Genomic DNA, 26,775 nt, shown 5'->3' on the forward strand with positions numbered 1-26,775 from the left:
TGGCGGTCAACTATCTAGATGAGTACGGATCTTTGTAACCATCTGTTCCTGCGAAGAATATGTCTGAAGAAGAGGATTTCAACAGAGCCAGAAATCGATTATTCAGATACCGTGTCCCTCGCCACGCAATCTGATAGTTGAATGGCGTCGTGAACAGGATGGCCTCCGCAACAAACAATCCAATCGCCCGATAGAAGTCGTGAAACCGAGCAGCAGCAATATCCTGAATTGATTCAACCGAAGCACGTGCCAGATCCAGATTGTTCGCACTAATCAAGAGATTGTGCGTCGCAATCACCAAGGCAACCCCAGAACTCAATTGGACTCCTGTCATCGCCAGTCGGGCAAGCTTGCTGTGTCCGAGTCCGATATCAAGACTGTCTTCGACGACTTCAACGGCTTTTCGCGTTCGCTGAAGGCCTCGATCGGTTGTACTGAAAAAGGCACTCACATCATCAACCTCACCTTCAGTCGGGATCGCTGCGTCATCAAGTTCCTCGTAGACTGTAGAGAGATCATCAGCAAGTTGGACTGACTGGACACGTCGCTGACCGCGTGCGTGTACCCGCAGCCCAGATTGGACTTTGGACTGTATCTCAGACAGTCGTTCCGAATCTGGTTCTGCCATAGCTCGGTTGTTGCGCCGGAAGAATTTAAGTATTATAGACAGGTAGAGCAGGTAATGGATAATCTAAATAGGTTTTTTGAAGACATAGAGGCGGAAGATGTTCGTGAGCAGATTACGCGACGTCGGCTCCTGTTCGGGGGTGCTGCGATCGGTGGTGGGTCACTATTACTTGGGCAGGACAGGGAAACAGAACCGACCCCAGAGGATCGGCTCACAACCGCTGAGACACGGTTCGTTGCGATAGCTACCACTCTCAATGAGGCAGATATCGGAGATCCACAGTCCAGCTGGAATCTTCAAGACGAAGTCGAAGCAGCCATTAGCGCAGTTAATACGATTCTCAGCGACGACTTCCCGGATGACCCGGAGATCAAGCAGCGAATCAGCGTCCTTCGTACCGCAACTGCGTACTACAGCACACTTCTGACATCGTTGGCTGCCGCGGATTCTCTCTATATTTCGGTTGGTGACTCCGAGCTGGAAGTACTCAGACATACCGGGGGGATCGAACATGACCCAGCCTCCAAACTAGACACTAATTCTTTCAAACAGTCCATAGGGCACCTGGCGGAAGCTGAGAACGCTCAAAGCGAAGTCACATCAGAGGGTCGAACACTTGTTCCAGACCAGCAGGCGGTTCTGGACTCTCTCCGTACCCAGCGAGAGATATTTGATAGGTACATTCGAGCCCAGCAATCGTATTTGGATTCGGCCACTACCATTGAGGCCGGCGTTCGGGCCTACGAACAGTCACGCTTCGATGACGCACAGGCCAATCTGGCTGACGCTCAAGATGTGCTCCTTCCCGACATTTCAGGGACAGGTGGGACCTATCAGTTGTCCACGATGGGTTTGACGCTCGACCAGTATAGCGAATTGTTCAGCCTTCGGCAGGACGGAGTTGCTCAGTTGCTTAATGCTAGTGGTGAATCTGTTTCTGAAGATAAGCGACAGTCGGCGGTCAATGCAGCTCTTAACACCTTCTTTGAAGCACGTAATCTGATTCCTCGATAGGTTAGATCTAGCCAAAGAGTATGTCATAGAATTAGATGACGATAGCCAGATTACACAAGTTGATCCAAGATCGATCTCAGGGCCATCTGTTCGCTGGATGAGTCGAGTAAAGTAGAGGCATCAATTATCACGTCGACGACGAGGAGGCGAATCGTAGCCACGACTCTCTTTACAGCAACAGCCTACTGTGAGGCGAATGTATTAACCGGTCAACTCCCCCGCTCAGCAACCGACAGATAGAGAGCGTAGTTTCCAGTGTATGCTTAGTATCTCGGACTTTGGTTCGACTCAGATTAAGCTCAACACGCGTCTCGTCGTCCTCAAAATCAAGGAGACACGTCATCAGCCCCGCGAACGTTTCGACGAATCTCGCATCGCCGGAGATTCGAATGTTCGAGATATCGGTCTCGTGAGTGCTGCCTTCGAACCCCGCCGGCTTCGGAAGAACTGATCTCTTCAGTTCCACTTGATTGGGCTTGTCGAGAGAGTTGAGCCACTTCACCGCATCTTTCTTCAGTATATGACCGCTTTTTGTTGACTGAAGCCCCTCAAGCGACGATACTAGATCTCCCTTCTCACGAGAAACGGTTGGAGCACCGTCCGGAGCGCAGTTATCACAGCATTCCTCGGCATTACCTGGTGCGAGTAACACACCACAATCGGCGCAGAATGTCATCTGAATCCCAGAGGACGCGAATCTATCTTATAACTATCGTAGCGGGGTGAGAACGTCGCAGCGTTGCTGGAGTCCGGTTGCCGAAGGTGCCAAGATCAACGTCTGAAGACACTTACTGGGAGGCAGTTACCGAGAGAGACCGATAGCATGCTCCAAACGCCACGTGTTGCTCAACACAGCGTCCTTGTCGTCTGTGCCACCAGTAGTGAGGATGCCAAGATGGTAGAGCTGATACTTGAACTGGAAGTGGATGCCAGATTTATACACGGTGGGGTCAGCAAGCTCTGATTCAGCAATCTCTCCGTCAGCGGTGAGGACAGCATCACGACGATGTTGTGTGAAGAACACCTCAACGGCGAGTGGCTGATTAATGCGCGTGGCTTCCAGAGCGACATCGGCAAGCGTCGGCTCAGAGACCCCGTTTCCGTGGAGTCGTTCGAGGGCAGTGATGATGAGTCGCGTCGGCTCGTACTGGATGGCGACAGAGCGTGCAAGCTGTGCCCATCGTAGAGCGAGCTCAGTGAACCGTGTTCGACTACCAGTCCACGTGTCGAACTCGGCGAGCGCAGCCGTGACACTACCGTGCTGATCGCGAGCGAAGCGGACGACTTCAGCACCGAGGTGTGTGAGTGAGTCCCCGTTGGGCTGATCGTCGACGAGGTTCAACAGAATCGCCCCACGTCGCCCACCAGAAATGGCGTTGATGACATTTTCAGCGTACACCGCGTCAGTATCGCCGTCGGCAGCAAGTGCCAGCGCGTACCCCAGGTAGTTTTTCGGATGGTTTACCGGAAAGCTCCCGTCGGTGAGCTGGTGCGTGGATGCTTGGAGTCGCACCGCGTCGATTGTCGTTGAAAACTCACCGGCCCCAGTAACCCGAGCAGGCTCGACGATACGGGCAGATTCCGAATCGTCGACAGCAATGACGCCGACGTTGAGATTCCGGGCTTGTGCGCGCGCCGTATCGGTGACACTGGGAGTCGGCGCAGCGACGTACCCAAGGTTGACTTCAGGAAGATGAGCGTGCGCCTGGTTGATGCCGCGAGCAACATCGGCAGCAGCCGGGTCAGCGTTGTGACCTTTCGCTTCGATCACCGTGACGGGTGTCGTGGCCGCGTCAGCGTTCAGCACTTCAGTCGCTGGCATCCCGACGCCGAGTAAGTCGGGTTCACCAGCGCTGAGTCGGAGCGTGTTGTACGGTGCAAGCCGGTCTCGAAGCGCCTGCGGAATGGTCCAGCCGCCCCACGTGGATTGGGTGAACTGCGTCTCCGTGACCGCGTACTGATCCGGGCTCGTATCAATATCGGGATACAGTGTGTCTTTCGCGGCAGCGAGCACCGTTGGCTCAGCGAGCGTGACTGCCATTATCCTGTTCACTGACGGTTAGATGATATAGTTGGGGGGATCGGGACACTCGGTATCTACAGCGTACTCGCATACACCTCATCGAATACGATTATGGGATCGACAACACAACCGCCACGTATGGAAGTCGGGCTCGTCAGCTGTACAAAGAGTAAGCGTGAGGAGGCAGCGAAACCAAAGGATCTGTATCTTGAGTCGGCGTTCTTCAGGAAGGCTCGGCAGTACGTTGAAGCGAATCACGATGCGTGGTATGTCCTCTCTGCGAAGCACCATTTGCTCAATCCCGACGGAGACCCGATCGAACCGTATGATGAGACGCTGAGCGGTGCGTTTGTGGACACAAAACGAGAGTGGGCAGAAACCGTGTTTGAGCAATTACGCGAAGAAGGCCTGCTTGGTGACGGGAATCGGCTCGTCTTCCATGCCGGACGAGATTATCATGAAGAACTCACACCGCTACTCTCCGAGACGAGTGTTGAATTCTCGGTGCCGACGGATGGGTTACAGTTCGGTGAAACGCTCGCGTGGTACAACGATCGTATCTGAACACGTCGCCGTCATAACAGCTAACAACCATTAGACACGTCTGCCAATATGCCAACAGAATCGGTCAACGGGGCTGAGTTGTACTACGAATCAGATGGAGACGGAGTACCGGTTGTTTTCCTCCACGGAGTGTTGATGAGTAGCCGATTCTTCAGTGAACAGAAATCGCTCAGCGACGAGTATCAGGTTATCACCCTCGATTTCAGAGGCCACGGTCGCTCCGAGAAAACCGAAACCGGCCATACGCTGCCCCAGTATGCTCGTGACCTGGAGACGTTCCTTGACGCACAGGGCCTTTCTGATGTTATTCTGGTCGGGTGGTCGATGGGGTCGCTCGTGGCATGGGAATACGTTCGTCAGTTTGGGACAGACCGATTCCGCGGCTTCGTAAGTGTCGAACAACAGCCACTCGATCTTGAACAGGAGAATTACGAGCACGGTGTGTTCGGCTTTGATGAACTTCGTGGACTCATGGAGCTCGCACAAACCAACCCACACGAGCTGGCGTGGTCCCTCATTGACGAGATGCTCGTGGATGAACCGAATACTGTCGAACAGACGCTCTTCGATGAGATCACACGAGTCCCACCACCGATCACGAGCGCGATTCTTTTCGACCAATCAGTACGCGACTACCGGGAAGTGGTTCCCGACGTGGATGTTCCTACCCTCGTGTGTCTTGGTGAAGATGAAACGATGCTAGAGAATGGTGGTGTCGAATACGTTGCCGACAATACACCTGACGCCGAGCTTGAGCGCTTCACCAATAGTGGTCATTGCCCCTTCTTAGAGGAGCCTGAACGGTTCAACCACGTCCTTTCGTCGTTCATCACAGCACGCTGTTGAAGAGACCGCCGAGACACTCGAAGATGGAGAGGTTGATCTCACCACCGCGAAGGAGATCCGCGAGGAGGCAGATGACCATCTCGAGAAGCTTCGTAACGCGCTGGATGTTGGCAACGGTGATATCATCAAGATTGATGGTGAAGACGCCGGGCTAGAGAGAGCCGAGTGAGTTTTTGGACGTTTCCGGAAACGGAGCGTTTCAACAATCAGAATCGAGAGACAGCGACACTATAGAAGAAGCAATACAACGGCGATGGGGAGCTTTCTGGAACTGGCCCGGTGAGGTTTTTATAACCTGACCGGAAATTGGACTATCAGAACCAAATGATCCGTGATGCTCGCGTCCTCCGCGCCGGGTTCGTCCCTCGAGAAGTCGAGCATCGCGACGCCGAAGTCAACCACATCTCGAGCGTTCTCGAACCGATCACGAACGGCGAGCCGGCTGACACGGCCATCGTCACCGGCCCGAGCGGTGTCGGTAAAACCTGTGTCTCGAAGTTCGTCACCGAACGGCTCCGTGAGGAAGTGCTCGACGTCGAGGCCACCTACGTGAATTGCTGGCGAAACTACAGCCGCTTCCGAACGCTGTACCAGATCCTCGACGATATCGGCGCGACGATAGACATCCATCGCCAGTCGACACCCCACGACGAGCTCATTGATCGGCTCCAACAGTACGACGGCCCTCGAACCGTCGTCATCCTCGACGAGGTCGATCAACTCGGAGACCCGAGCCTCATCTACGACCTCCACAGCATGGAGCAGTTCGCGGTGATCTGTATCGCGAACAAAGAAGAAGAGCTGTTCAGCCGCGTCGACGACCGCCTTGTGAGTCGGCTGCGCTCCAGCGAGCACGTCCGGATGGACAAGTACCACAACGAGCAACTCTACGACATCCTGAGTGCTCGAACGAAGTGGGGGCTTGAGAACGGCGTCATTACCGACGACCAGCTCTTTCAGATCGCTGATGCCGCCGCTGGCGATGCTCGTCTTGCGATCGGGATGCTTCGCAGCGCAGCCAGCACGGCTGATCGGGAAAATCACGAGGATATCACTAACGACATCCTCCTAGACGCCGCTGAAGATGCTCGGGCCCAAATCAACCAGAAGAGCCTCGACTCGCTCACACCGCACCAGCGGGTCGTGTACGATATTGTTCGCGACCACGGCCCGCTTGGACCCAGCGAGATCCACGACCGCTATACTGAGGCGGTCGACGATCCGCGGACGAAGCGTACCGTTCGGGCGTATCTGTCAAAGATGACTCAATACAACCTCCTCGAAGCAGACGGATCCAGCCGAGATCGGGAATACACAGCCATCGACCAACCATCTCCCACACTCGCTGAGTAGTTGGCTAAAGAACTGATAGGTCGTGGTTTGTTGAGCGGGAAAATACACCTCCATGCTTTATTTCTACAGGAGCGATTATGTCTAACTATGAGCGCAAAGGGCCAACTCCGTCGGTTCGAGAACAAGGCACAACTGCTGCGCCATATCTCTGCGGAGACCGGCACAGACATCGACACGCTTTGGGACGAGTACGAAGCCCAGATCGAGTAGTAAGTGATTCTCTCTCAGCGGAAGGCACAATTGGACAAGACCGAGCGTGAGCATCTCGAAGATCTCCTCAGGGCAGAAGGTACCATCCGGGATCGAGAGTGTTCGCTCGCCAATTCGGCTACTGCGTCACCGAAGTAGTGACCGTGACGCGGTCGAGTAGGTAGCCCCCACACCTAGCCGGCTGGGCGGAAGTCCTATATATTGATATCGCTATAGAGATAACTACGAACGAGCCCGGCCAGACAGAGAAGAAGCCATGTAACAATGATCGAATTAATGGACCCCACAGCTGCGAAGATTGTCTTAGCAGCTCAGCGTGGCGATTCTATCAATCGTATCGCGAGCAAGATCGACGTCTCGTACTCGTGGGTGTACGACTGGATTGAGCGATTAGATGACGCAGAAATTATCGCTAAAACCGATAACGGAATCCAGATCGCCGACCACGAGATGCGCCAGCAGTACGCCGAGATGATGGCTGCGTTGTACAGTCGCGATACCATCTCTCAGGAAGACGCGTACGTTATCCCACATTTCGCCGGGATGGAGTTCGCGTACACGGAGATTGACGCTGCGTACGTCTGGACGCATGGCGGCTACCAGATCGCACGGAGCCACGACGACTATCCGGTGTTCATCGAAGTTCACGACCGTGACATCGAACGTTGGATTGCGTTCTTCCAGCAGTTTGGCGTCGACACGACGATCAACGAACGTCCGGACGCCAGCGAGGTCAACGGGAACGTCCACTACGTGTTGTTCCCGAAGACTAACGACATCGACGCCGAGTGGGTCGACGGCAACCTCGTCATCCCGTTGGACGACGCCATCGACCAGATGATGGAGAATCGGCCAGCGTACGAGCCCGCCTTGGAGATCATCGCCGACGAGTACGACAGGGACATCGATGCGTCACATCACAGTGCCATAAGTGCGAACGAACAGAGATAATGGAATGAGTCTTCCCGAGCGACAATCCGAACTTATCGACCCCCACCGCGCGGTACAGGACGCCGATCTGCCGTACGTTCTCGTTGGCGGTTGGGCAGTGTCCGCGTTCCAAACACGGTTCACGACCGATATCGACACCGTAATTCCAGATACTGCACTCGACGACTACGATACACTTCTTCGTGACCTCGGATACGAGAAACAGTTCGAGCAGGATGTCTCGAACGAGTACAACGGGCGAATGATTCAGTACACAAAGGAAGTCGGAGCGAACGCCGTCAAGTTCGAGGCACTCGTAGATGCGATGGGGTGTCGACAGACGGACGCAGAGTGGTCATACCGCTATCTTCACGAACACAGTACGATTGAATCACTTGACGTCGCCGAAGATCTCGACGGGCGAATCCCGGAACCGGCCCTTCTGTTCGCGATGAAACTCCACAGCGGGCGAAAGGCCGATACCCGTGACCTCGTCGTGATTAGCTTGCGTGCGGATTTCGACCGCATCGAGCGACACGTCCATCGGGGCGACCCAGAGAAGCTCGATAGACAGATCGAGATGATCTTGGATCAACTCGAAGAGGATGGGTTCGAAGACTCGTTCAAAGGTGTCTTTCGACAAGAAGAGCTGCCAGTAGATGCGGTTGACGAGCTCGTTTCCTTTCTGTCCAAGCAGCGAGATCAACTGTGAGAGATCGTTCTTGTGTAGAGCTGCGGAAAGACGATTTGACATTTTGAACACCTGCTGTCGTCTGGCGATCTGAATCCCAGTTAGCGTACTCAATTCGCTGTAGGGTACAAGTAAACGACCTCTGTCCGCGTTTCTACATAAGAGCGTGAGAGATTAACCAACAGACAATACGGAACACCATTTTGTTGGTTAAGTATTTACCGCCGGCTGAATTCGGTCGCTGGAAACGTTCTCGGAAACAGTCAATCGTCCACAGAAATACGACGACTGAGGGCAGGCTACCATCTGTCTCGGCCCTTCCCTGAAACGCGGAAGCGCCACGCCGCGGCTTATCGGGAGCATAGACCTCTAGTGGAGTATGGGAGAACACTCAACGTCGAACCGATTGGCGGTGGACCAGCCGACACGGGGCGCAGACCGCAATCGGTCCCTTGCTGACCAAGCCGATCCGGCTACGGACGAGATGTTGTTGCCGCAGCTCGACGACGGCATCACGCTGCTCGACGTCGAGGGAGGCCGCAGCGTCCCGATCCTGCAGTCGCTTGTGCTCGACCATCTCCTCCTGCACGACGGGCCCGCCTTCTGGGTCGACGCAAACGGCCACGCGACGACGACGACACTCGCTCAGATCGCGCCCAGTCAACGGTTGCTCAACCGAATCCACGTCGCACGCGGATTTACCGCCTACCAGCACTACGGCGCCGTCTGTGATCTCCCGACGGCAGTGAACAAGTCGATCCAGATGTCCACCACCGATGCCGGGGCGGCCGGTCAACGGCCACCAGGTCACGACGAGGACACGTCGCCCCACACACCCGCCCTCATCGTCGCGCCGGCCATCGACGCCCAGTACCGCGCCGACGATACCCTCGGCGAAACCCACGCGGAAACCCTTCAGGCTCGAACTCTCGCCCAGTTGGCGACCTACGCCGAAGGATACGACATCCCGGTGCTCGTTACGCGAAACGAACGAAACGAATTCACCGAGCCGGTCGCGACGGTCGCCGACCATCACATCGAGTGCGAGCAAACTCGGATGGGACCCCGGGTCGTCGGCGAAGACTTCGAGACGCTCGTCTATCCCGTCGATGACGGTGCGTACTACCAGACGACGTTCGCGTACTGGCGGCAGCTGCTCGCGGCACGCGCCACGCAGGTCGGCGTGGAACCGACGACGCCGGCGCCGTCGACGCCGACTCCGGAAGGTGTCGGGACGGGCGTCACCGCTGACGGTGAGACGGTTGCGGCAACCGCGGATCCTCTGCTCGATGCGTGGACGGCGACCGGGACAGGAGGCCGATAGCGATGGGGCGCACAAACCCGACGTACCGGGATGCGCTCCGGGCCATCGAAGAGCGGTGGGCAGAGTTCCGCCGGGCACTGCGGCGTCGCGACCAGCCTCGGTTCGACCGGCTGTTCGAGTACGTCCGCGAGCACGCCGACGCGAGCGGGCTGTTGAACCACCAAAATCCGCTGCTGCCGGCGCTTCTCAGCATCGATCTCGAACAGGAGGGCCGTCTCGACGACCACGAAGAACGCCTCGAGGAGCTCGAACGGGCACTCAAACAACGGGAAGTGAGCCACGAGCGGGAGCACCACCAAGATGGAGACACGGAATGACGGAACTCGACACCGTTGCGTTCGATATCGAGACAACTGGCTTTGACGTCGACGACCAGCTGACTGTCGTCGGATTCGACACGGACGTTGGCTCCCGGATCTTCCTCAATACGAACGGGCGAACACCGCCGTCAAATCTCGAAGCACGGGTCAACGAAGAATTGGCGAGCTCAGTCTCGCTATCGGTCCAGCAGACTGAACGGGCCTTGCTGTGCGAGATGAGTGCATTTGTCGAATCGACACTCGCGAATCGGGATGCGAAACTGGTCGCGTACAATGGCGAACGATGGAACGGCGGGTTCGATCTCCCGTTCCTCCGCACACGGCTCTGTTACCACGAGATCGACTGGCCGTTCACTGGACTACCGTACATCGACGCGATGGATGTTTTCGAGACACGGTTCAACACGTCGGGAGACACCTTAACCGCCGTCTACGAGGAACTCATCGGGAGTGGATTAACCGAACTCGATCCGTTCGCAGACAGCAAGGAAGCAGTTGAAGCGTGGGAAACGGAGGACTTCGAGTCGCTCGTACGCCACAACGTCGCGGATATCCGGCGGACACGGTCCTTGATGCGGCTAGCAGAGCGATACTGCTCGAAATCTCATTTCACGATGCGGTCACTCGATCCAGTCGCGTGAACAGGATATTTCTCCGATTCCAGAGCTCTGTGACGATAGGGCAGCTAGTCTCCGTCCCGTTGGTCAGTAGCGTATCAACGAACCTCCGCTGGTCTTATGGTGTTGGGCGTCTTCCCAACACGTAAGGGATGGCCCAAGAGCCGGTCTTCCAGTACACACACGTCGAAGCTGGTCTCGTCGAGAACGTCGTACTCCGGCCGACTGAGTCGAGTGAGACCTACCCTTCGGGCTGGAAGTACACGCTCCATCTGGGCACCCTCGAAGACCTCACGCTCGTCCGGTTCGATAACGCCCACGAAGATACGAAGGGGCACGAACACCACACCGCTGCTGGCGACGTCGACGACGTCACGTTCCCCGGGATGGAGGAACTACTCGTCGACTTCTGGGCGAGCGCAGACGAGTACTGGGAGGCCGTCGGCGGCGATCCGCCGCGACCGTACTGACCGCACACCACCCGCCACCACGACACTCGAAAAATGACCACGCTCCACATCACCGTTGGCGACCGAGAACAGGTCCGTGAGGACGCACTCCAGTTCGTCCACGCCGCCGAGACAGACACGCTCGACGACCAAGACGGGGCGGCGACACTCCAGTTCGGAACCTACGACGATCTCGTCGACAGCCTCACCCCGCTCCGTCTCGAACTCATTCAGGCGATCGCCGAACACGCACCCGAAAGTATGCGGGAGGCCGCACGCCTCGTCGACCGTGATGTGTCCGACGTCCATTCGGATCTGAAGCACTTGGAAACGCTGGGGATTCTTGAACTGAAAGAAGGCGGCCCCGGCGGGGCAATGCAACCCATTGTCCCGTTCGACCGGATCGAGATGCACATCGACTACCCGCTCATCAACGACATCGATGGGGATGAAGCATCGGTGAGCGCGTAGCCCCAGCACGCAGACCAATGTCCGAAGAGAAAACCCGGGTCGAGTTCGACGCTCCGAATTCTCTCGTCGAACACATCGATACGGTCGCTGAGGTTCTCGATATCTCACGAACCCAGCTTCTCATCGACGCTCTAGAGAACAAACTCGACGAACTCGCAACCGAGGAAACGTTCCGCCGGCGATTGAGCAACGCCTACTACGACGGCCGCACCGACTACGATACCGTCGAAACGATTCTCGGCCGTGAAGAAGCGACGCGGTTGAAACTCCTCCGAGCGTCGATTGACCAGACCTTCGCCATCCCCGAACTCAAGGACGATCTCCCAAGCGATGATACCTTCTACGACGGCGAGGTTGCTGAATGGAGCGCCTCGAGTTCGTCTGAATCATCTGATAGCGTCTAACGACAGGGACTCGCGGTATGTGGTCAAATTGTGGCGGGTGTGTCGTCAATAAGGAAGCGAAGGGGTTTGTCAAGGAAAAGCGGCTTTCGCTGCGTATCCGCGGCGACCGTTGATGTCACTGCTACGCCTTAACCAACATTCGGTGCGTATCTCCGAATACGTTGGTTAACGTCGGCTCACTGATTCCGGAAATCATTCCGGAAGCCAACGACAAGGACTATAAGCCAGAATATGGCGTTGAGAACGCTTTTCGAATCGATTTGCTGAGCTCAGAAGCGACACGCCGTCTCCTCTCGAACCGATGTCTGAAGAGGGTAGACGGGAATCGCGGCCAATCTGCTGAGATACTGCTGTATTCCTTCCGGTCAGAAGTCTCCAACGTGGCGACTCCAGTTTTACTTTCACTCTGGCTGGACAGTGTTTACGTTTCGACGGAACAGATCAATAGGTGGTAGATGAAGCGCACCAACACGTTCGCCGTGCGACCGCTCTCCGAGACCGGAGAGCAACTGTTACGGGACCTGTTGGACGCTTCTGCCGCTCTCTGGAACGAAGTTAACTACCAACGTCTTATGCGGTACAACGACGAGGACGGCTTCGAAGGCGGCATATGGGACGCCGATACCGGCCGACTCGAAGGTCGATACAAAGGCGTGCTCGGGGCGTCTACAGCTCAACAGGTGATACGCAAAAACAGCGAAGCGTGGCGCAGTTTCTTGCATCTGAAAGACCAGTACCACGACGAGTCGAACACGTCGGTTACGGAACACCCCAACCCGCCGGGATTCCGTGGCAACGAGGACGACGGACGCCAACTCAGAACCGTCATTCGTAACGACGCATACACGACTGAGTGGGGCGATCGGTCTCGGCTTGAGATTCTGGTCGGCAGCGAGCTGAAGGATCGATACGATTACACCGGCCGCCTCCGGCTCGAAATCGCTGGCAACCCGAATTGGCCCGACTACGAAAAACAGGGCCGGTTGGACCTATGGTACGACGAGACTGAAAGCACCTTCCGAGCTTCCCAACCCGTGACTGTGTCTGATAGTGCACGGGCAACTCCACTGGCCGATGAAACGGCCGCTCTGGACATCGGTGCGAACAATCTCGTCGCCTGTACCACCACGACCGGCGAGCAATACCTGTACAAAGGCCGCGAATTGTTCCAGCGGTTCCGTGAGACGACACGAGAGATTGCCCGGTTGCAATCCAAGCTCCCGGAAGGCCGATACAGTAGCGAGCGTATCCGGCGACTGTACCGGAAACGCACCCGCCGCCGCGACCACGCTCAAGAAGCACTGTGTCGTGACCTGTTGGACCGACTGTACGCCGCGGGCGTGGACACGGTGTATATCGGCGGGTTGACCGACGTGCTGGACACACACTGGTCGGTCGAAACCAACGCCAAGACCCACAACTTCTGGGCGTTCAAGAAGTTCACAGAGCGATTAGCGTGTACCGCAGCGGAATACGGGATTTCGGTCGAGGTTCGCTCGGAAGCGTGGACGAGTCAGGAATGTCCACGGTGTGGATCGACTGACCGAACGACGCGGCATCAAGACACGCTCACCTGTCTGTGTGGGTTCCAGGGGCACGCCGACCTAACCGCGTCAGAGACGTTTCTCGAACGGCACACAAAACAGACGGTCAGGCCGATGGCACGGCCCGTGCGGTTCCAGTGGGACGACCACACCTGGTCGGAGTCACCACGCTCTCACGAAAGTCCCAACGAACAGCGCACAGACCCGAGTACCGTTCACCACGGGAATATTGCCCTCAGGGAATCGGCATAGCCGAAAACTCCACAGAGGAAACCGCGTCCCAGAAGGCGCGGAGGATGTCAAACTCCACGCTTCTACGTCTTCCCTCACCCCTAGAGGCCGGCCTCGACCTTACGATCCTCCAGTCGGTGTACGACGAGCATCCGTCGTCGCCGTGACCGGGATAGTTGCGAGAGAGACCATCGTTCCCTGAAATCCGGAAGTGACACGCCATCGATTATCCGGAACCCCACTGTTGGTTCTGTAGGGAATGCCGTTCACAATCGACTTCCTAAGCGACGGTCACGTCCTGGAGTGGGAGGCGACCGTCGACGGTGCCGTCGCAACAGAACGAGATAACTACACACCGCGATTCTACGTCGCCCCTCGCGACCCAGCGGCCGACCTCGACCTCACGACACTCCAATCGGTGTACGACCAGCACCCGGATGTCGTCGCGACCGAGATGGATGCGCGACGCCCCGGCTTTCGACGAGACGAGGAGGCCGTTCTCGCCGTCGACGTCGCCCACATCGACCGCGTCACCCCACTCGCCCGGCAGGCACGCCAGCTGTCGGACTATCCAGTCGGGGATCTCGCCTGTTTCAACGTCGACTTCTCGCGAGAGTTCCGATACTGTCTGGAGACAGGCGCCGATCCGACGCCGGCGAACGAGCTGTCGACGCTCCGTCTTAGCCTCCCGGTGACCGAAACGAGCAACGACGTCTACGGAGAGTTGACCGTCGCCGGCGACACCGTCACCGGCTCGCCGACGGATCTCCTGACCGCCGTCCAGGGGGCGCTCGACGCGCACGATCCGGACGTCTTGGTCTGCTCGACGAGCGAGATCGTCCCGACCCTGTACGAGATGGCGACGGACGCCGGCGTCGACGACTTCTCGCTGAGTCGGTGGTCAGATGTCGACTACCAGCAGCTTGCGAGCCGGTCGACGTACTCGAGCTACGGTCGCGTCGGCCACTCGCCGGCGCGGTACAACGTGCCCGGCCGGGCGATTATCGACGAGTCGAACACGTTCTTCTACGGAGAGACGAACCTCGACGGCGTCCTCGACCTCGTATCGCGCTCAAAGAAGCCTGTCCAGGAACTTGCGTGGGCGTCGATCGGGAACGTGCTCACGGCGATCCAGATCTGCGAGGCCCACGACCGCGACATCCTCGTGCCATGGAACTCCTGGCGTCACGAGTTCTACAAGCCGATGGGGACGCTCCACGACGCCGACCGCGGTGGCTTCATCTTCGCACCCGAGGTCGGCCTCCACGAGAACGTCCACGAACTCGACTTCTCCTCGTTGTACCCGAACATCATCTGTACCCGGAACGTCTCGCCGGACGTCATCCGGTGTGACTGCCACAGCGACCGCGACGACGTCCCCGGCCTCGGATACTCGATCTGCGAGGACCGGGGCTACCTCGTCGACGTGCTACAGCCGATCATCGACGCGCGCGACGAGATCAAGGCGGCCATCCGTCGCGAGAAGGAACGGGACGACCCCGACGAGGACCGACTGGCGGAACTCGAGGGACGGTCGGGAGCGCTGAAGTGGATCCTCGTCGCCTGCTTCGGCTATCAGGGGTTCAGCAACGCGAAATTCGGCCGCATCGAGTGCCACGAGGCGATCAACGCGTTCGCTCGCGAAATTCTGCTGACGGCGAAACAGCGACTGGAAGCTGGCGGCTGGCGGGTCGTCCACGGCATCGTCGACTCCATCTGGGTGACCCCTGACCTCGACGTCGACGACGAGGACCGCGAGAACCTCGAGACGCTCGCGACGGCAATCACGGAAGAGATCGAGATCCGGCTCGAACACGAAGCCCACTACGACTGGGTGGCGTTCGTGCCGCAGCGCGAGAGCGACGCCGGGGCGTTGACGAAGCACTTCGGGAAGGTCGCCGGCGACGACGAGTTCAAGATCAGGGGCATCGAAGCCCGGCAGCGCTCGACCCCGCCGTTCATCGAGGCCGTCCAGCGGGATTGTCTTGATCGGCTCGATGCCACACGGTCACCGGACGCCGTCCTCGACTGTCTTCAGGACGCGATCAAGCGCCTCCACGCTGGAACAGTGCCGGTTGAGCAGCTCGTCGAACGGAATCGGGTCTCCAAACCGCTGGAGGGCTACTCACAGAACACCCAGAACGTGGCCGCGTTGAAACGGGCTCGCGAGCAGGACCTCGCTATCCACCCGGGACAGGACATCGAGTACGTGGTCGTCGACGACGAGAAGAGTTCGCGAGAGCGAGTCGCGTTGGCCCATGAGGAGATAGCGTCGTACGATGCGTCGTACTACGAGACGGAACTCGTCAGAGCGGTCGAGAGTGTGCTGGCACCGCTTGGCTGGGATCGGACGGAGATTCGACGCGAGATCGCGGAGACGCGGGTCCCAGAGTTGTCGGCGTACACGAACCCGGCGAAGAATTAACCAACAGAAGAGCCGTTCGGAGGGGGGACTGTTGGTTAACAGCGATAATCATGACACGATATCGACCAGACACGAGTCGGAAAACAGAGCGATCTGGCCACATCGCTCCCAAGCGTGTAGCTCAATCTCGCAAACGGACACTAACCGAGCGAAGTCGACTATCCCACGTGATTGAGGGGGTTGTGTACCGCTCTGGGATCGCTATCGAATCAGCTGGGGCGGTCAATCCGCTGTGTCGCGATTGATGTACTGGTCTTCCCACTCAACGCGGGCTTCGATTTCTCTAGTCCCGCGCCGAGTGGTAGTGTACTCGTTGGTCCGCTTATCGCGTTGGCTTTTTTCGATGAGTCCTTTCTCAACGAGGGTGTCGAGATTCGGATAGAGCCGCCCGTGATGGATCTCTTGTTCGTAGTATTCTTCGAGCTCATCTTTGATCGCGAGCCCGTGGGGGTCGTTGAGCCCGTCGACCAAGTACAGCAGGTCGCGCTGAAAGCCGGTGAGGTCGTACATAGATGCGGGTAATTTGTCGAGACTTGAAATACTACGTGTTCCAGAACGTCGTAGTTCGGTTACGAGACCAGTGTCCGATCATCCTCCACGATACTCGCAAATGCGACATTTTCCTGTACTTGGTCAATTTGAACCGTTGGTTCATCGCCTGGGAGCGCGTCAGGGACGATGACGACGTAGCCACGTTCGACTTTCGCGATCCCGTCTCCTTGGTCGCCAACAGACTCGACGGTAACCTCCCGAATCTCTCCCTCATCAACAGAGGGTGCTGAGGGGGCAGCAGTTGGGGCGTCCTGCGATTGGGATGGCTCTTCGTGTGGATTCGGTTCAGCGGTGGTGTTGGAGCGGAGAACCGCTATTCGGTACGAGTCGCCGATATCGAGCGTGCCTTGATTAACCGCGCTGGCGGGGACCTCGATCAGATACGACCCGTTTCGTTCTTCGAGCTGACCAGTGTACAGCAATTGAAGCGAGTCGGGGATTTCGACCATTGGATGCGGTTCGTATGAGCGGTCAATGGCAAGTAAGTGTATCTCCAGCCGGCTTTAATTCGGGATGAGATGAATGTACCCGCAGCATCGACGCGTCACGTTACGACAGCGATAGCAGTCCCCCTCCGGCAACACAGACGCCGGTCACGAAGCCGGTCCCGTGGGCAATGACGTTTGGAAATCGTCCACCCGAGGCCGGTTCAATGGAAAACATCCCGGCGACAAGTGCGCTGATGATGACACCGCAGGTTCCGGCAAGTACGATCGCGGGCCGATGAGCCGATAGCCAGCGGCGAACTGTGATCTCTCGATCCCACCATCTGAGTGAGACGAATCCGATCGCGACCAGTATACCAGCAACCGGTACTACGGTGCTTGGCTTCGCTAAGAGGGGAGATTGGTAGAGTGCGACACCCACCCCACTAGTGACAAACGCGACGGTCGTGGCGGCCGACATCGGCCACGTGTACCACTCAGCAATCACTCCGAACAGCCCGACAACGAGTAGCCCACCGAATGCGCTCACAACGCCGGAGAATCCGAACGCAATCGAGTCAGGGCCAACAAGCCCCCACCGCTGATACAGGAGCCAATAGTCGGTAGCGACAGTCGTGAGTGGGGCGACAACAAGAAGCGCTCCATACAGCAGCCAGAACAGTCGACGTCGTCCCCACGTGACGTATACCAGGTAGGCTGCGCCGACCACAAGCCCGTACCAACCCAGATTTGAGGTAAGATGCGCGGGGCTATCGTGAATCGCCGCCGCCGTCCAAACAGTGGTTAGTGTTGGATCTCCGTAGGTAAACACCAGCCGCGAGGATACCCCAGCAGGGAGCCAAGCATAGATGCCGAAAAGAAAGCTCGGGACAACAAGAAGGAGAACCGCATCAGCGAACCGGATTTGTTGTTGGGAGGCTGAGAGCTGTGTAACCGACCCCATCATCGCTACTCAGTTATCTGATTCGTAGTGGGTTATTCAAGAGACTACTGTATTTTATTGGACTGGAACATCGGTAGTGACGCAATATCGAACACCGCTGAGTAATGTCCGCTGAGCGTCGGGATCGATCACAAACGGCCTGTCATAATTGTGACCTGCTCACCAACTACCGACCACACAGCTGACCCAGAGGGATTTATTGCTAGAAAAGAGTTGTCTACTATGAGTTCAATCGGGAGTCGCGGTCGACTCCTCATTATCGTCGGGATCGTTCTCCTTGCGGGCTGTTCAGGAGCGGTTCCCGGCGACCCGTCCGTAGGTACTCCGGATACCGGAAATGAGTCGACAGCCACGCCTGCGAACGGAACGCTCGAAGTCCACTACATCAACGTCGAGCAGTCAGTAAGTACGCTCATTGTGGGGCCCGAGGGCGAGACGATGCTCGTCGATACTGGCCACTACAACGATGACGGTGAATACGTCTTGGAGTATCTCCAAGCCCACGATATCACACGAATCGATCATCTCGTTACCTCCCACAACGACGCCGACCACATCGGCGGTAACGCCGCGATCATCGACTACTACGAGACGGACGACGACGGTATCGGCGCCGTCTACGATCCCGGGATCGCAGCCAGCACACAGACCTATGCCGAGTACCTCGACGCAATCGAGACCCACGACGTGACGCTGTACGAAACCCGAGAAGGTGACTCGGTTGATTTCGGAAGTGTTGACGTCGACGTCTTAGGTCCACCAGAACCGTATCTCGAAAACGAAGCCCGCAACGAGAACAGCATCGTCCTCAAACTCACCCACGGCGAGACAAGTTTTCTCCTCTCGGGAGATGCCGAAGACGACCAGGAAGAGTACCTCGTCGACACGTACGGAAGCCAACTCGAATCGACGGTTCTCAAAGCGGGCCACCACGGCTCGGCCAGCTCTTCGAGTGGGGCATTCCTTGATGCTGTTCAGCCAGCGGCTGTGGTCATCTCAAGTGCGTACGACTCACAGTACGGTCACCCGAACGAGGACGTCCTCCAGCGGCTGTCGGAGCGTTCAATCCTCACGTACTGGACCGCCACACATGGGAATATCGTGCTGGTGAGCGATGGCGAGGCCGTCTCCGTTCAGACGCAACAGGCAGCCCCGACCGATCCGCTCGACATTCGCGATGGCGGTGCCGTCGAGCCCGGGACATCGGGAGACGTCACTGAACGCGTTCGGATCGGTGGTGAGGGCACTGGCGAGATCGACGCTGGTGGGGAGCCAGAAGAGACCAATTCCGGGTCTGATTCTGACGCAGATTCCAACACCAGTGCGCTCGCTGTCGCAGCGATCAACGCGGACGCTGAAGGCCGAGATGGTGACAACCTCAACGATGAATACGTCGTCTTCGAGAATACCGGCTCTGAAACGCTTGATCTGTCAGGCTGGACCGTCGCAGACGACGCCGACCACACGTACACGATCCCAGATGGGTTCACGCTGGGGCCTGATGAGACGGTGACGTTGTACACGGGGAGCGGCACCGCAACCGACAGCGAGTTGTACTGGGGGTCGGGGTCGCCAATCTGGAATAATGACGGTGATACGGTGATCGTAACTACAACCGAGGGCGACCGAGTGCTGGAGGAGAGCTACTAATGACCACGATTGACCTCCCGGATGGCGAGTACATCGCGGTTGTTGATTCGATTGAAGATGGGCTCGCGACGGTGTTCTTCGAACAGGATGGTGACGAGGTAGGAAATGCGGTCATCAATCCAGACGAACTGCCTTCGGCTGGGCAGCATGCTGATGCGATTTTGGAGGTAGTGATACGCGAGGGGTCTGTCAGTTCCATGGAATACGAACCAGAGCGGACAGCGGAACGCGCTGAGACCGCTCAAAGCCGATTCGATCGATTATCGAATCGTCCGCCAGCCGATGACGATACGTAATCAGGGAGACTGGTACTCCGAAACGGCCCGCTCGAAGGTCGCTCCCATCAGTTGGATTAACTCCGGTTCGGTACAGATGAGGTCAACGAAGGCCTCATGGAGGGCAGCGGTGTAGGCAGCAAAATAGTTCTCGTGGCTATCGACCGGGATGTCGTAGGTCGCTTCGATCAGCGTCAGTTTATTGCCCGTCACGAGGCCCTCTGTATCCGCTAGCAATGCTTCAAATTCGCTCTGGTGATCGTAGAACAGCTCCGCGTAGATATCACGAAACGCGGTCGGATTCGACCCCATATTTCGGAAATTGAATTTCAACGTATGATCTCGGGTTGCGAGATCTCGGTTCCGTTCCATCCGGTGGTAGAATCCAATACGGAGGTCGTTGCTACCGTCTGCGCGATCTGCGAGATTCTCAAGCGATGTCTCATGTTTGTACCAGCCGTGCTTGAACACGTGTTGCCAGTCGCCGCCGTTCGCTCGGAAGATCCACCGCTCGTCATCGCAGTCAGTCCGGGCGACACGAACTTCCGGGAAGTGCTCTCCCTCTAACCGGGTGATCGCATCTTCAGTAGTTTCCAACACCTGGGCGACGTCGCGCCCCCAGCTTGTCGCGTACGACTCCCACGCATCGTCGAACGCGGCTTGGACGTCTTCGATTGCGTCTATATGTTCAAGATACAGTGCGATCTTCTCTTCGTCTGCGGCTGAGCGGGTGGTCATGTTTGTGATGGACTGGAGATCGTCTCGAAGGTCGTGAAGCTGCGTCGTAGTTCGTTGTGGGTACCGGAGTGCGTTCTCGGTGATGAACGGATCGAGTACCTCCCGCACGAATGACCGCCAACTTTGGTTTGCGAACGTGTCGCTGCTGGCTTGGGGGCGATCGTGTTGATGGATGAAAAGGTAGTACTGGCCCGACGCATACCCGTCGACAGCGACGTCATCAACATGCGTCGCTTGACTGTAGAATTCCGTCCCAGTTTCTTCCGCCGAGAACTTCAACTCGACGAGGAGAAACCACTCGTTCGGGATGTCAAGCACGAGGTCAGCGTACCCGATGGATGCGTCTGGATCGCTTTCATCCTTGATTGGAACTTGTTCTGTGACCCGTACGTCTGATAGATCGAGCGTATCCTCATCGAACTCGGCCGTGTCCGGTAGCTCCTGAAGGAACGCCGCGAGGAAGTCGGTCCCCATTCCGTGCGGCTCAGTTGGATCCAAAAGGTACCGCATGAGCCGATTCACGTATACCTCAGCGCGCCGCTGATCTCCAAGCCCGTACTCGATAACGTTCATCGTTGAGCGCGGCTCAGCAGGGCTAGAGATGATTGATCGCCACGTGCGGTCGAGGGTTTGGAGATCCGCTGCCAGACCTGGTCGGTCGTCGTGGGGCACGGCTACTGAACGACATCAGTGGCTTGGATGTTAATTGTGTCCCGTTCGCGCTGGTACCGTTTGCTACCGGTTGGACGTCGGTTTTCGACGGCCCCTCAACCGCGGGTCCGGATTCATACGACACGCGAAAACACAGGTATTGTCCCACAGATCTTAACCAACAAACTGGGGAAGACAACCGGATCTGTTGGTTAACATCTGTCCTCTCAGCGTATTGTCTCGTAGTGATTGGAGTCGTCGAGGTTCGATAGGTCGGTAAAGGGACACCCCTCTATCGATGTGTTCCAGCGCGGATTCCAATTCTTGCTGGCGTCGTCTCTCGTTGGCTTTCAGCACCCGAATTAATATCCGATCTTGAAATACGTTGGTCAATCTATCCGCTAACCGGATAGAGGACAGATGGGTCATTGTCCGATGGCCGATGAGATATTCGTCGAGTGTCTCCACCCGGTCAGACACACACCCCTCTATCGATGTGTTCTATCTGAGTGAGCGATAGAGATTTGAGCAGTGATTTTAGTTAATGCCGCTGGTTCTGCCACGATTTGGAGGATAGAGCCGCTTTACGTGCTGTTATCGACTGTCGAGATGTTATCTATTCTGGCCGAATTGAAACGACACAATCAACGGCTCGCAAAACACATCGAACACATCGATAGAGGGGTGTGTGTGTTTGTGTTAATAGAATAAGAGAAGAGAAGAGAACCGCTCGCTCTAAACGAACAGATAGCAGACGAGTAGAACGGCTTTTCGTCGTGTTGAGCGAATACAAGCACGTTCTCTCCGATATCGCTCAGACAATTCCGCCGGTACCCCCCTCCCGACGATCTCTTCGAACACTTCGATAGAGGGGTGTGTGTGTTCGAGCGGCTGCTGGATAACACATCGTCACCGGTTATCGTTGATTTCCCGTTCTCAGAAGCCTCTCGGGATAAATCTGGCTTCTCGTGGTTTCACACGTCGAATCACACATCGATAGAGGTGGGGAACCTTTTTCAGATAGGGCAATATCAATTGTCGTATGGGTATCGACGACTCCGACGATTCATCAGACGAGCCGGGATCGCCGGAGGATGAGACGACGGCTCAAGCTGAGCTGTCGGGTGCGTCACAGTCGGAGCCATCGCAACAGTCGACAGCATCGCACGACCCCAACAGCGAGCCACAGTCCGAGGAGGAGACCGACTCCGAGGAGCCCTCGCAATCAATCGAAGACATGCTCCTCGAGTTCGACAATCAGAAAGGACTGATTCGTGAGCGGTCGCTGCTTGATCCCAATTATGTCGTTGAGGAGGACCGCATTGTGGGTCGTGATGAGCAGCTCCAAGAAATCACCAAGATGCTTCGGGTTGCGCTTGGAGACAACCGACCGCCGAATTTGTTTCTCTATGGCCCGTCCGGAACGGGGAAATCCCTGATCACGAAGGCTGTCTGTCATAATATTAGTCGTATCTGTGAGGACCGAGATATTCAGTTCGGTACCGTCGAGGTGAATTGCCAGGATCTGGATACGCTCGGAATTGCTGTCTATGAACTCGTTCAGCAAGCTGCTGAGGAGGCAGGCGTCGCCGTGGAGGTTCCCAAACACGGCGTCGCGACGAAAGAGAAATGGGATGAGCTGTATCGCATCGTCAACGACCACTTCGATTCCGTCGTGTTTGTGCTCGACGAACTGGATATGCTCGTTGGTCGGCGTGATAAACAGGAACCCGCGTATTCACGGCTCTTGTACCAGCTGTCTCGGGCTGGCACAAACGATGACCTCAACGCGTACATTTCGGTCGTTGCGATCTCGAACGACACGAAAATGATGGAGTCTGTGGGCAGCCGCGCTGTCAGCTCGTTCACGCCCGAAGACGTCCATTTCGATGATTACGACGCAAATCAACTCCAAGCAATTCTTCGACGCCGACAAGATGCGTTCAATGATGATGTCGTCGATGACGATGTAATCCCACTCGCAGCGGCGTTCGCTGCGCAAACGCACGGGGACGCCCGGAAGGCGATCGACCTCATGCGTGTTGCTGGTGAGCTCGCCGAGCGTGAAGGGGACACGCGTGTTCGCGAAAAACACGTCCGCACCGCCCAGGAGAAAGTCGAGAAAAACCGGGTGTTAGAGGTTGTTCGCGGAATTAGCACACAGAAGAAGCTCTGTCTATATGCGACCGCAGCAGTCGCGTCTCAAACCGATGGTGGGTCTGCTCGGAGCACGACCGGGTATCAAGTCTATCAGTATCTGACTGACGCCATTGGTGCTGATCAGTACCACCAGGAAACGTACGTGAATAAGATGAAAGAGCTCACGACCTATTCGCTGGTCGACTTCGAACGACGGAGTCATGGCCCCAGCTCCGGGATGTTCCTCGAGTTCCAGTTTGGAGAACGACCAGAGACGATTCTCGAGACGCTTCGGGAAGATTCGCGTATTGAGGCTGTCTCCGAGGACGAGGTCACCTCCGTCGTTAAAGCCCAGATCCGGAACCAGACGTAGTAGGGGTTCCAGCCATCTCGAAGCTGGCTGGTCTCTTCATGCTTTTTTCGATGGGTAGTCTTCAGGCGTCTCACCACCCACCTTTATGACTGCTTTCCATTCGGTTCCGCACACCCCTCTATCGATGTGTTCGCTGTGTCGGCTATCACGATACCACCTATCCTCCAACTGGCTGTTTTCTATTCGTTTTCGTACACCCCTCTATCGATGTGTATTGTCGATCTGTTATCGGATCACAAGTGTTGTTTAAGTCTCCTATTTGAGGCCAATTAATGCGTTCCCACTCGCAATCGTGTACACCCCTCTATCGATGTGTGATTCATTGCTAGAGCCGTCGAAACGAATATTTTCGGTGGATACATACCGGACGCTAATCCGATCTCTCCAGGCTTGTTGCCCGAAGCGACCGACAGCCACCCGCTTGCTCAGACTCCCTATCGACGTGTTCATGACAATCAGGTCTTGTCGACACCCCTCTATCGATGTGTTCCGGAGATCGCATTCGGATACGGCCCATTATTGACAAGTAACGCAGAATCGGCGGCCTTCAAGTATGTCTACCTCGACTTGTTACTCAATTCGTCGCCTATACAGAGCCCCCGGTAAACCTGTGTCATCCCGCAAGTTGTAGGTCTCCTTCAAAACACAAAATCAACTTCGTAGCAATCTCTCGCCGGAATATGGCATATTTACACTTTGTACACGGGGTGGGTGGTGAGCACTTATCTGCGAATACACTCGTGACTAGAGATGTGTAGTCACCACTGTTCCAAGTGGACCAAAATCAAATAGCACACGGGGTGTGAAATCTCTATATCCGGACGTACTGTCTGCTTATTCGTCCGGGTTGACTGGCCCTTTATATTGTGAACGGATCCTTTCCCCGTCCCGCCACTGCCAGTAGTAGTAGCGGTTATCGTTGATCTCCTTGATCGTGATTGTGGCCTTCGACGGGACGTCGTCCGGAAGGTCATCCGGCCGCTCGTCGACCTCGTCGTCATCCGGCGCGTCGTCAACGTGGCCGCCGCGAGCTTTGTGCGCTGCCAACGCCTCGGCGTAGCGTGCGACGTACCCGAGCTGCTCGGGGGTGTAACTGTTGAGGGTGTCGACCATCTCCGTCGAGAGGTCGGCCGGCGGCGTCGGTGGCTTGTCGGACATCAGCGATCGCCTCGTGTTAACCAACAAAGCGCGTACCATCATAGATTTGTTGGTTAACCAGATATCGAACCACCACGGGTACGAGGATGTTGTAGAGGACTCCCTACACGACACTGGAATCGCTCAGTACAGGGGACTCACGCATCGATTAGCACAGATGAAGCATAGATCGCTCAGTACTACACCCCAGTTAGTATTTCTATCCGATTCTGTAATGAAGTCGGCCCTATAATTTTTAAAAAAGAACAAGTATATGTCGCAGTATGCGATTTTTCAGTAGAACCGTCATTGCGGGTGTAGTCGTCGGTTCGGCAGTTGGCATTATCGCAGGAGTACTCATCGGCCCGGACGGGTGGGCGCTTGGCGGAGCGGTGGCAGGCGGGACCATCGGCAGGAGAAGTACCGATATCGCGGAATCGGTAATCGAGAGTTCGAAAGCGGGCGTACTTACTGCCGTCGTGTTCGCAGGAGCTTTCGGATTCGGTAGCAGTGTACGTGCCGCGATTGAGGCGGGGAGTCCAGAGTTACTGGCACAGGGGTTGGGACCGTTCTTTTCGATCGCATTTATATATGGATTCGGTTGTTTCATCGCCGCCGCCGCCACCGGCGCAATCGTTCACGTCGTCCAAAATGCCAGATAGGTAGTCAATTCGCAGGCACGTTCTATTGGATAATTCAGGATCCGTTTTGAGAAAATAACGCAGTCCCCGTTCTGACTACACCCTCTGTATTCCGCAGAACGCTGAGAACATGTTACAGTTGAGTATTTAAACATAGCCCCTACTCCCAAACTGCCCCAGCCAATCCAGCGATATCGATTGATTCCGCACTATCGGTCGAAGCCACATCGGAGGAGGTGGTGAAACAGAGCGCTCCTGTCTCGTCTTCCTTCACAGAAATGCTGACAGGAGTTTTGCCCCGGTTGACCGCCACCGTAACTGCGTCTTCACCTCCTTCATCTACACGACGATACACCACAATATCGTCGCCAGACCGCTCACGACAGAACGTCAACGAACCGCGCCGAAGCGATCGATGGTCCGCCCGGAGCTTGATCAGCTCGGACACGTTTTGGTGAAGTGCTCTGTCTTGACTTTCATCATCCCAGATCATCGGCCGGCGACAATCGGGGTCATCACCCCCAGTCATGCCAATCTCGTCACCGTAATAGAGGCAGGGGGTCCCTCGAGACGTTAGCAATAGGAGCATTGCGATCTGGACGGTTCGGTTACTCCCGTCGTACCGATGTCGCATCCGAGCGATATCGTGGCTACCGAGTAAGTTGAACAGAACTTCATTAGTTTGGTCAGCATAACGGATCAGGAAGCGGTTGATCTTGTTTGCGAAGGTCTCGCCATCAATCGACTCTTCGCCGAGAAACCCATCAACAGCGTACAAGAACGGGTAGTTCATCACGGCGTCGAACTGATCTCCCTGTAACCAGGGCCGAGCATCGTGCCAGACTTCACCGATGATGTATGCCTCCGGTTTGACACTCTTAATCGCTTGCCGGAACTCCCGCCAAAATTGATGGTCGACTTCATCTGCCACATCTAGTCGCCACCCGTCAATGCCAGTCTGTTCTATCCAGTTAATTGCGGTCTCGATGAGATAGGATTTGACCTCCGGATTCTCCGTATTGAGCTTAGGCATATAACTCTCAAAACCGAAGGTATCGTAGGAAGGACGAGGTTCGAATTGAATTGGAAAGCTATGGCTCTGTTGAAATCCTATTCTTCAGACATATTCTCGTCTAAAACGACTGGTCGCTGAAGAGTGTAAATCGATCGCGGTGATTAATTTCAC

The 26,775-nt window shown here is 56.3% G+C and carries 28 protein-coding genes; 19 read left to right on the top strand and 9 right to left on the bottom strand.

Annotation, left to right across the window (positions count from 1 at the left end):
* Positions 1-10: 10 nt before the first annotated feature.
* Positions 11-628, bottom strand: a complete 618-nt coding sequence (locus C471_RS17030) for a hypothetical protein (protein ID WP_152421867.1) — start codon at positions 626-628, stop codon at positions 11-13.
* 54 nt (positions 629-682) lie between these two features.
* On the opposite strand from C471_RS17030, the gene C471_RS17035 reads away from it, so the two are divergent.
* A complete protein-coding gene (locus C471_RS17035; RefSeq protein WP_152421868.1) occupies positions 683-1,642 on the top strand; it encodes a hypothetical protein in 960 nt (319 codons plus the stop codon).
* A gap of 169 nt (positions 1,643-1,811) precedes the next feature.
* Here C471_RS17035 and C471_RS16380 read toward each other — a convergent pair whose 3' ends face one another.
* Positions 1,812-2,318 (bottom strand): hypothetical protein, encoded by a 507-nt coding sequence (locus C471_RS16380; protein WP_004048534.1) that lies wholly within the window; start codon positions 2,316-2,318, stop codon positions 1,812-1,814.
* A 126-nt stretch (positions 2,319-2,444) separates the two neighbouring features.
* The gene (locus C471_RS09480) at positions 2,445-3,683 is read right to left on the bottom strand and encodes a hypothetical protein (protein WP_004048535.1); all 1,239 of its coding nucleotides are present in this window, start codon (positions 3,681-3,683) and stop codon (positions 2,445-2,447) included.
* A 120-nt stretch (positions 3,684-3,803) separates the two neighbouring features.
* On the opposite strand from C471_RS09480, the gene C471_RS09485 reads away from it, so the two are divergent.
* From C471_RS09485 to C471_RS09545, 14 genes are all read left to right on the top strand, one after another.
* A complete protein-coding gene (locus C471_RS09485; protein WP_004048536.1) occupies positions 3,804-4,229 on the top strand; it encodes a DUF6884 domain-containing protein in 426 nt (141 codons plus the stop codon).
* 48 nt (positions 4,230-4,277) lie between these two features.
* Positions 4,278-5,075 (top strand): alpha/beta fold hydrolase, encoded by a 798-nt coding sequence (locus C471_RS09490; RefSeq protein ID WP_049909214.1) that lies wholly within the window; start codon positions 4,278-4,280, stop codon positions 5,073-5,075.
* A 324-nt stretch (positions 5,076-5,399) separates the two neighbouring features.
* Complete coding sequence (locus tag C471_RS09495; RefSeq protein WP_004048538.1) at positions 5,400-6,428, top strand: Cdc6/Cdc18 family protein; 1,029 nt, start codon at positions 5,400-5,402, stop codon at positions 6,426-6,428.
* 87 nt (positions 6,429-6,515) lie between these two features.
* On the top strand, positions 6,516-6,638 hold the full coding sequence (locus C471_RS18210) for a hypothetical protein (RefSeq protein ID WP_275039940.1): 123 nt from the start codon (positions 6,516-6,518) through the stop codon (positions 6,636-6,638).
* Positions 6,639-6,914: 276 nt separating this feature from the next.
* On the top strand, positions 6,915-7,589 hold the full coding sequence (locus C471_RS09500) for a helix-turn-helix domain-containing protein (RefSeq protein ID WP_080505570.1): 675 nt from the start codon (positions 6,915-6,917) through the stop codon (positions 7,587-7,589).
* A 4-nt stretch (positions 7,590-7,593) separates the two neighbouring features.
* Positions 7,594-8,280: a hypothetical protein gene (locus C471_RS09505; RefSeq protein WP_004048540.1), complete on the top strand. Its 687-nt coding sequence runs from the start codon at positions 7,594-7,596 to the stop codon at positions 8,278-8,280.
* A 358-nt stretch (positions 8,281-8,638) separates the two neighbouring features.
* The gene (locus C471_RS09510) at positions 8,639-9,583 is read left to right on the top strand and encodes a hypothetical protein (RefSeq protein ID WP_193366118.1); all 945 of its coding nucleotides are present in this window, start codon (positions 8,639-8,641) and stop codon (positions 9,581-9,583) included.
* Positions 9,584-9,585: 2 nt separating this feature from the next.
* Positions 9,586-9,900 carry a hypothetical protein gene (locus C471_RS09515; protein ID WP_004048542.1) on the top strand — a complete coding sequence of 105 codons (315 nt, stop codon included), beginning with the start codon at positions 9,586-9,588 and terminating at the stop codon, positions 9,898-9,900.
* Positions 9,897-10,544: a ribonuclease H-like domain-containing protein gene (locus tag C471_RS09520; protein WP_004048543.1), complete on the top strand. Its 648-nt coding sequence runs from the start codon at positions 9,897-9,899 to the stop codon at positions 10,542-10,544. The genes C471_RS09515 and C471_RS09520 overlap by 4 nt, the downstream gene beginning before the upstream one ends.
* Positions 10,545-10,672: 128 nt before the next feature.
* On the top strand, positions 10,673-10,990 hold the full coding sequence (locus C471_RS09525; RefSeq protein ID WP_004048544.1) for a toxin-antitoxin system TumE family protein: 318 nt from the start codon (positions 10,673-10,675) through the stop codon (positions 10,988-10,990).
* Positions 10,991-11,023: 33 nt separating this feature from the next.
* Positions 11,024-11,440 carry an HVO_A0114 family putative DNA-binding protein gene (locus C471_RS09530; RefSeq protein ID WP_004048545.1) on the top strand — a complete coding sequence of 139 codons (417 nt, stop codon included), beginning with the start codon at positions 11,024-11,026 and terminating at the stop codon, positions 11,438-11,440.
* Between the two features lie 17 nt (positions 11,441-11,457).
* Positions 11,458-11,844, top strand: a complete 387-nt coding sequence (locus C471_RS09535) for a hypothetical protein (protein WP_004048546.1) — start codon at positions 11,458-11,460, stop codon at positions 11,842-11,844.
* A 455-nt stretch (positions 11,845-12,299) separates the two neighbouring features.
* Complete coding sequence (locus tag C471_RS09540; protein WP_004048547.1) at positions 12,300-13,640, top strand: IS200/IS605 family transposase; 1,341 nt, start codon at positions 12,300-12,302, stop codon at positions 13,638-13,640.
* 238 nt (positions 13,641-13,878) lie between these two features.
* Positions 13,879-16,044, top strand: a complete 2,166-nt coding sequence (locus C471_RS09545; RefSeq protein WP_004048548.1) for a type B DNA-directed DNA polymerase — start codon at positions 13,879-13,881, stop codon at positions 16,042-16,044.
* A 222-nt stretch (positions 16,045-16,266) separates the two neighbouring features.
* On the opposite strand, the gene C471_RS09550 is transcribed toward C471_RS09545, so the two are convergent.
* From C471_RS09550 to C471_RS17040, 3 genes are all read right to left on the bottom strand, one after another.
* The gene (locus C471_RS09550; protein ID WP_004048549.1) at positions 16,267-16,554 is read right to left on the bottom strand and encodes a helix-turn-helix transcriptional regulator; all 288 of its coding nucleotides are present in this window, start codon (positions 16,552-16,554) and stop codon (positions 16,267-16,269) included.
* Between the two features lie 59 nt (positions 16,555-16,613).
* Positions 16,614-17,045, bottom strand: a complete 432-nt coding sequence (locus tag C471_RS16390) for a TRAM domain-containing protein (protein ID WP_080505571.1) — start codon at positions 17,043-17,045, stop codon at positions 16,614-16,616.
* 100 nt (positions 17,046-17,145) lie between these two features.
* Positions 17,146-17,985 carry a hypothetical protein gene (locus C471_RS17040; RefSeq protein ID WP_152421869.1) on the bottom strand — a complete coding sequence of 280 codons (840 nt, stop codon included), beginning with the start codon at positions 17,983-17,985 and terminating at the stop codon, positions 17,146-17,148.
* A 222-nt stretch (positions 17,986-18,207) separates the two neighbouring features.
* On the opposite strand from C471_RS17040, the gene C471_RS09560 reads away from it, so the two are divergent.
* Both C471_RS09560 and C471_RS16395 read left to right on the top strand, forming a co-directional pair.
* Positions 18,208-19,635, top strand: coding sequence for a lamin tail domain-containing protein (locus C471_RS09560; protein ID WP_080505572.1), 1,428 nt, complete (start codon positions 18,208-18,210; stop codon positions 19,633-19,635).
* Positions 19,635-19,931: a DUF3006 family protein gene (locus C471_RS16395; RefSeq protein WP_004048552.1), complete on the top strand. Its 297-nt coding sequence runs from the start codon at positions 19,635-19,637 to the stop codon at positions 19,929-19,931. The genes C471_RS09560 and C471_RS16395 overlap by 1 nt, the downstream gene beginning before the upstream one ends.
* Here C471_RS16395 and C471_RS09565 read toward each other — a convergent pair whose 3' ends face one another.
* A complete protein-coding gene (locus C471_RS09565; protein ID WP_239638647.1) occupies positions 19,932-21,320 on the bottom strand; it encodes a PD-(D/E)XK nuclease family protein in 1,389 nt (462 codons plus the stop codon).
* Between the two features lie 1,021 nt (positions 21,321-22,341).
* Here C471_RS09565 and C471_RS09570 point away from each other — a divergent pair.
* A complete protein-coding gene (locus tag C471_RS09570; protein WP_004048554.1) occupies positions 22,342-23,811 on the top strand; it encodes an orc1/cdc6 family replication initiation protein in 1,470 nt (489 codons plus the stop codon).
* An 834-nt stretch (positions 23,812-24,645) separates the two neighbouring features.
* On the opposite strand, the gene C471_RS09575 is transcribed toward C471_RS09570, so the two are convergent.
* The gene (locus C471_RS09575) at positions 24,646-24,969 is read right to left on the bottom strand and encodes a hypothetical protein (RefSeq protein ID WP_004048555.1); all 324 of its coding nucleotides are present in this window, start codon (positions 24,967-24,969) and stop codon (positions 24,646-24,648) included.
* A 263-nt stretch (positions 24,970-25,232) separates the two neighbouring features.
* Here C471_RS09575 and C471_RS16400 point away from each other — a divergent pair, with 263 nt between their 5' ends.
* On the top strand, positions 25,233-25,610 hold the full coding sequence (locus tag C471_RS16400) for a hypothetical protein (protein WP_004048556.1): 378 nt from the start codon (positions 25,233-25,235) through the stop codon (positions 25,608-25,610).
* A gap of 139 nt (positions 25,611-25,749) precedes the next feature.
* On the opposite strand, the gene C471_RS09580 is transcribed toward C471_RS16400, so the two are convergent.
* On the bottom strand, positions 25,750-26,703 hold the full coding sequence (locus tag C471_RS09580) for an alpha-amylase family glycosyl hydrolase (RefSeq protein ID WP_080505573.1): 954 nt from the start codon (positions 26,701-26,703) through the stop codon (positions 25,750-25,752).
* Positions 26,704-26,775 lie beyond the last annotated feature (72 nt).

The organism is Halorubrum saccharovorum DSM 1137, assembly GCF_000337915.1.
Taxonomy (GTDB): Archaea; Halobacteriota; Halobacteria; order Halobacteriales; family Haloferacaceae; genus Halorubrum; species Halorubrum saccharovorum.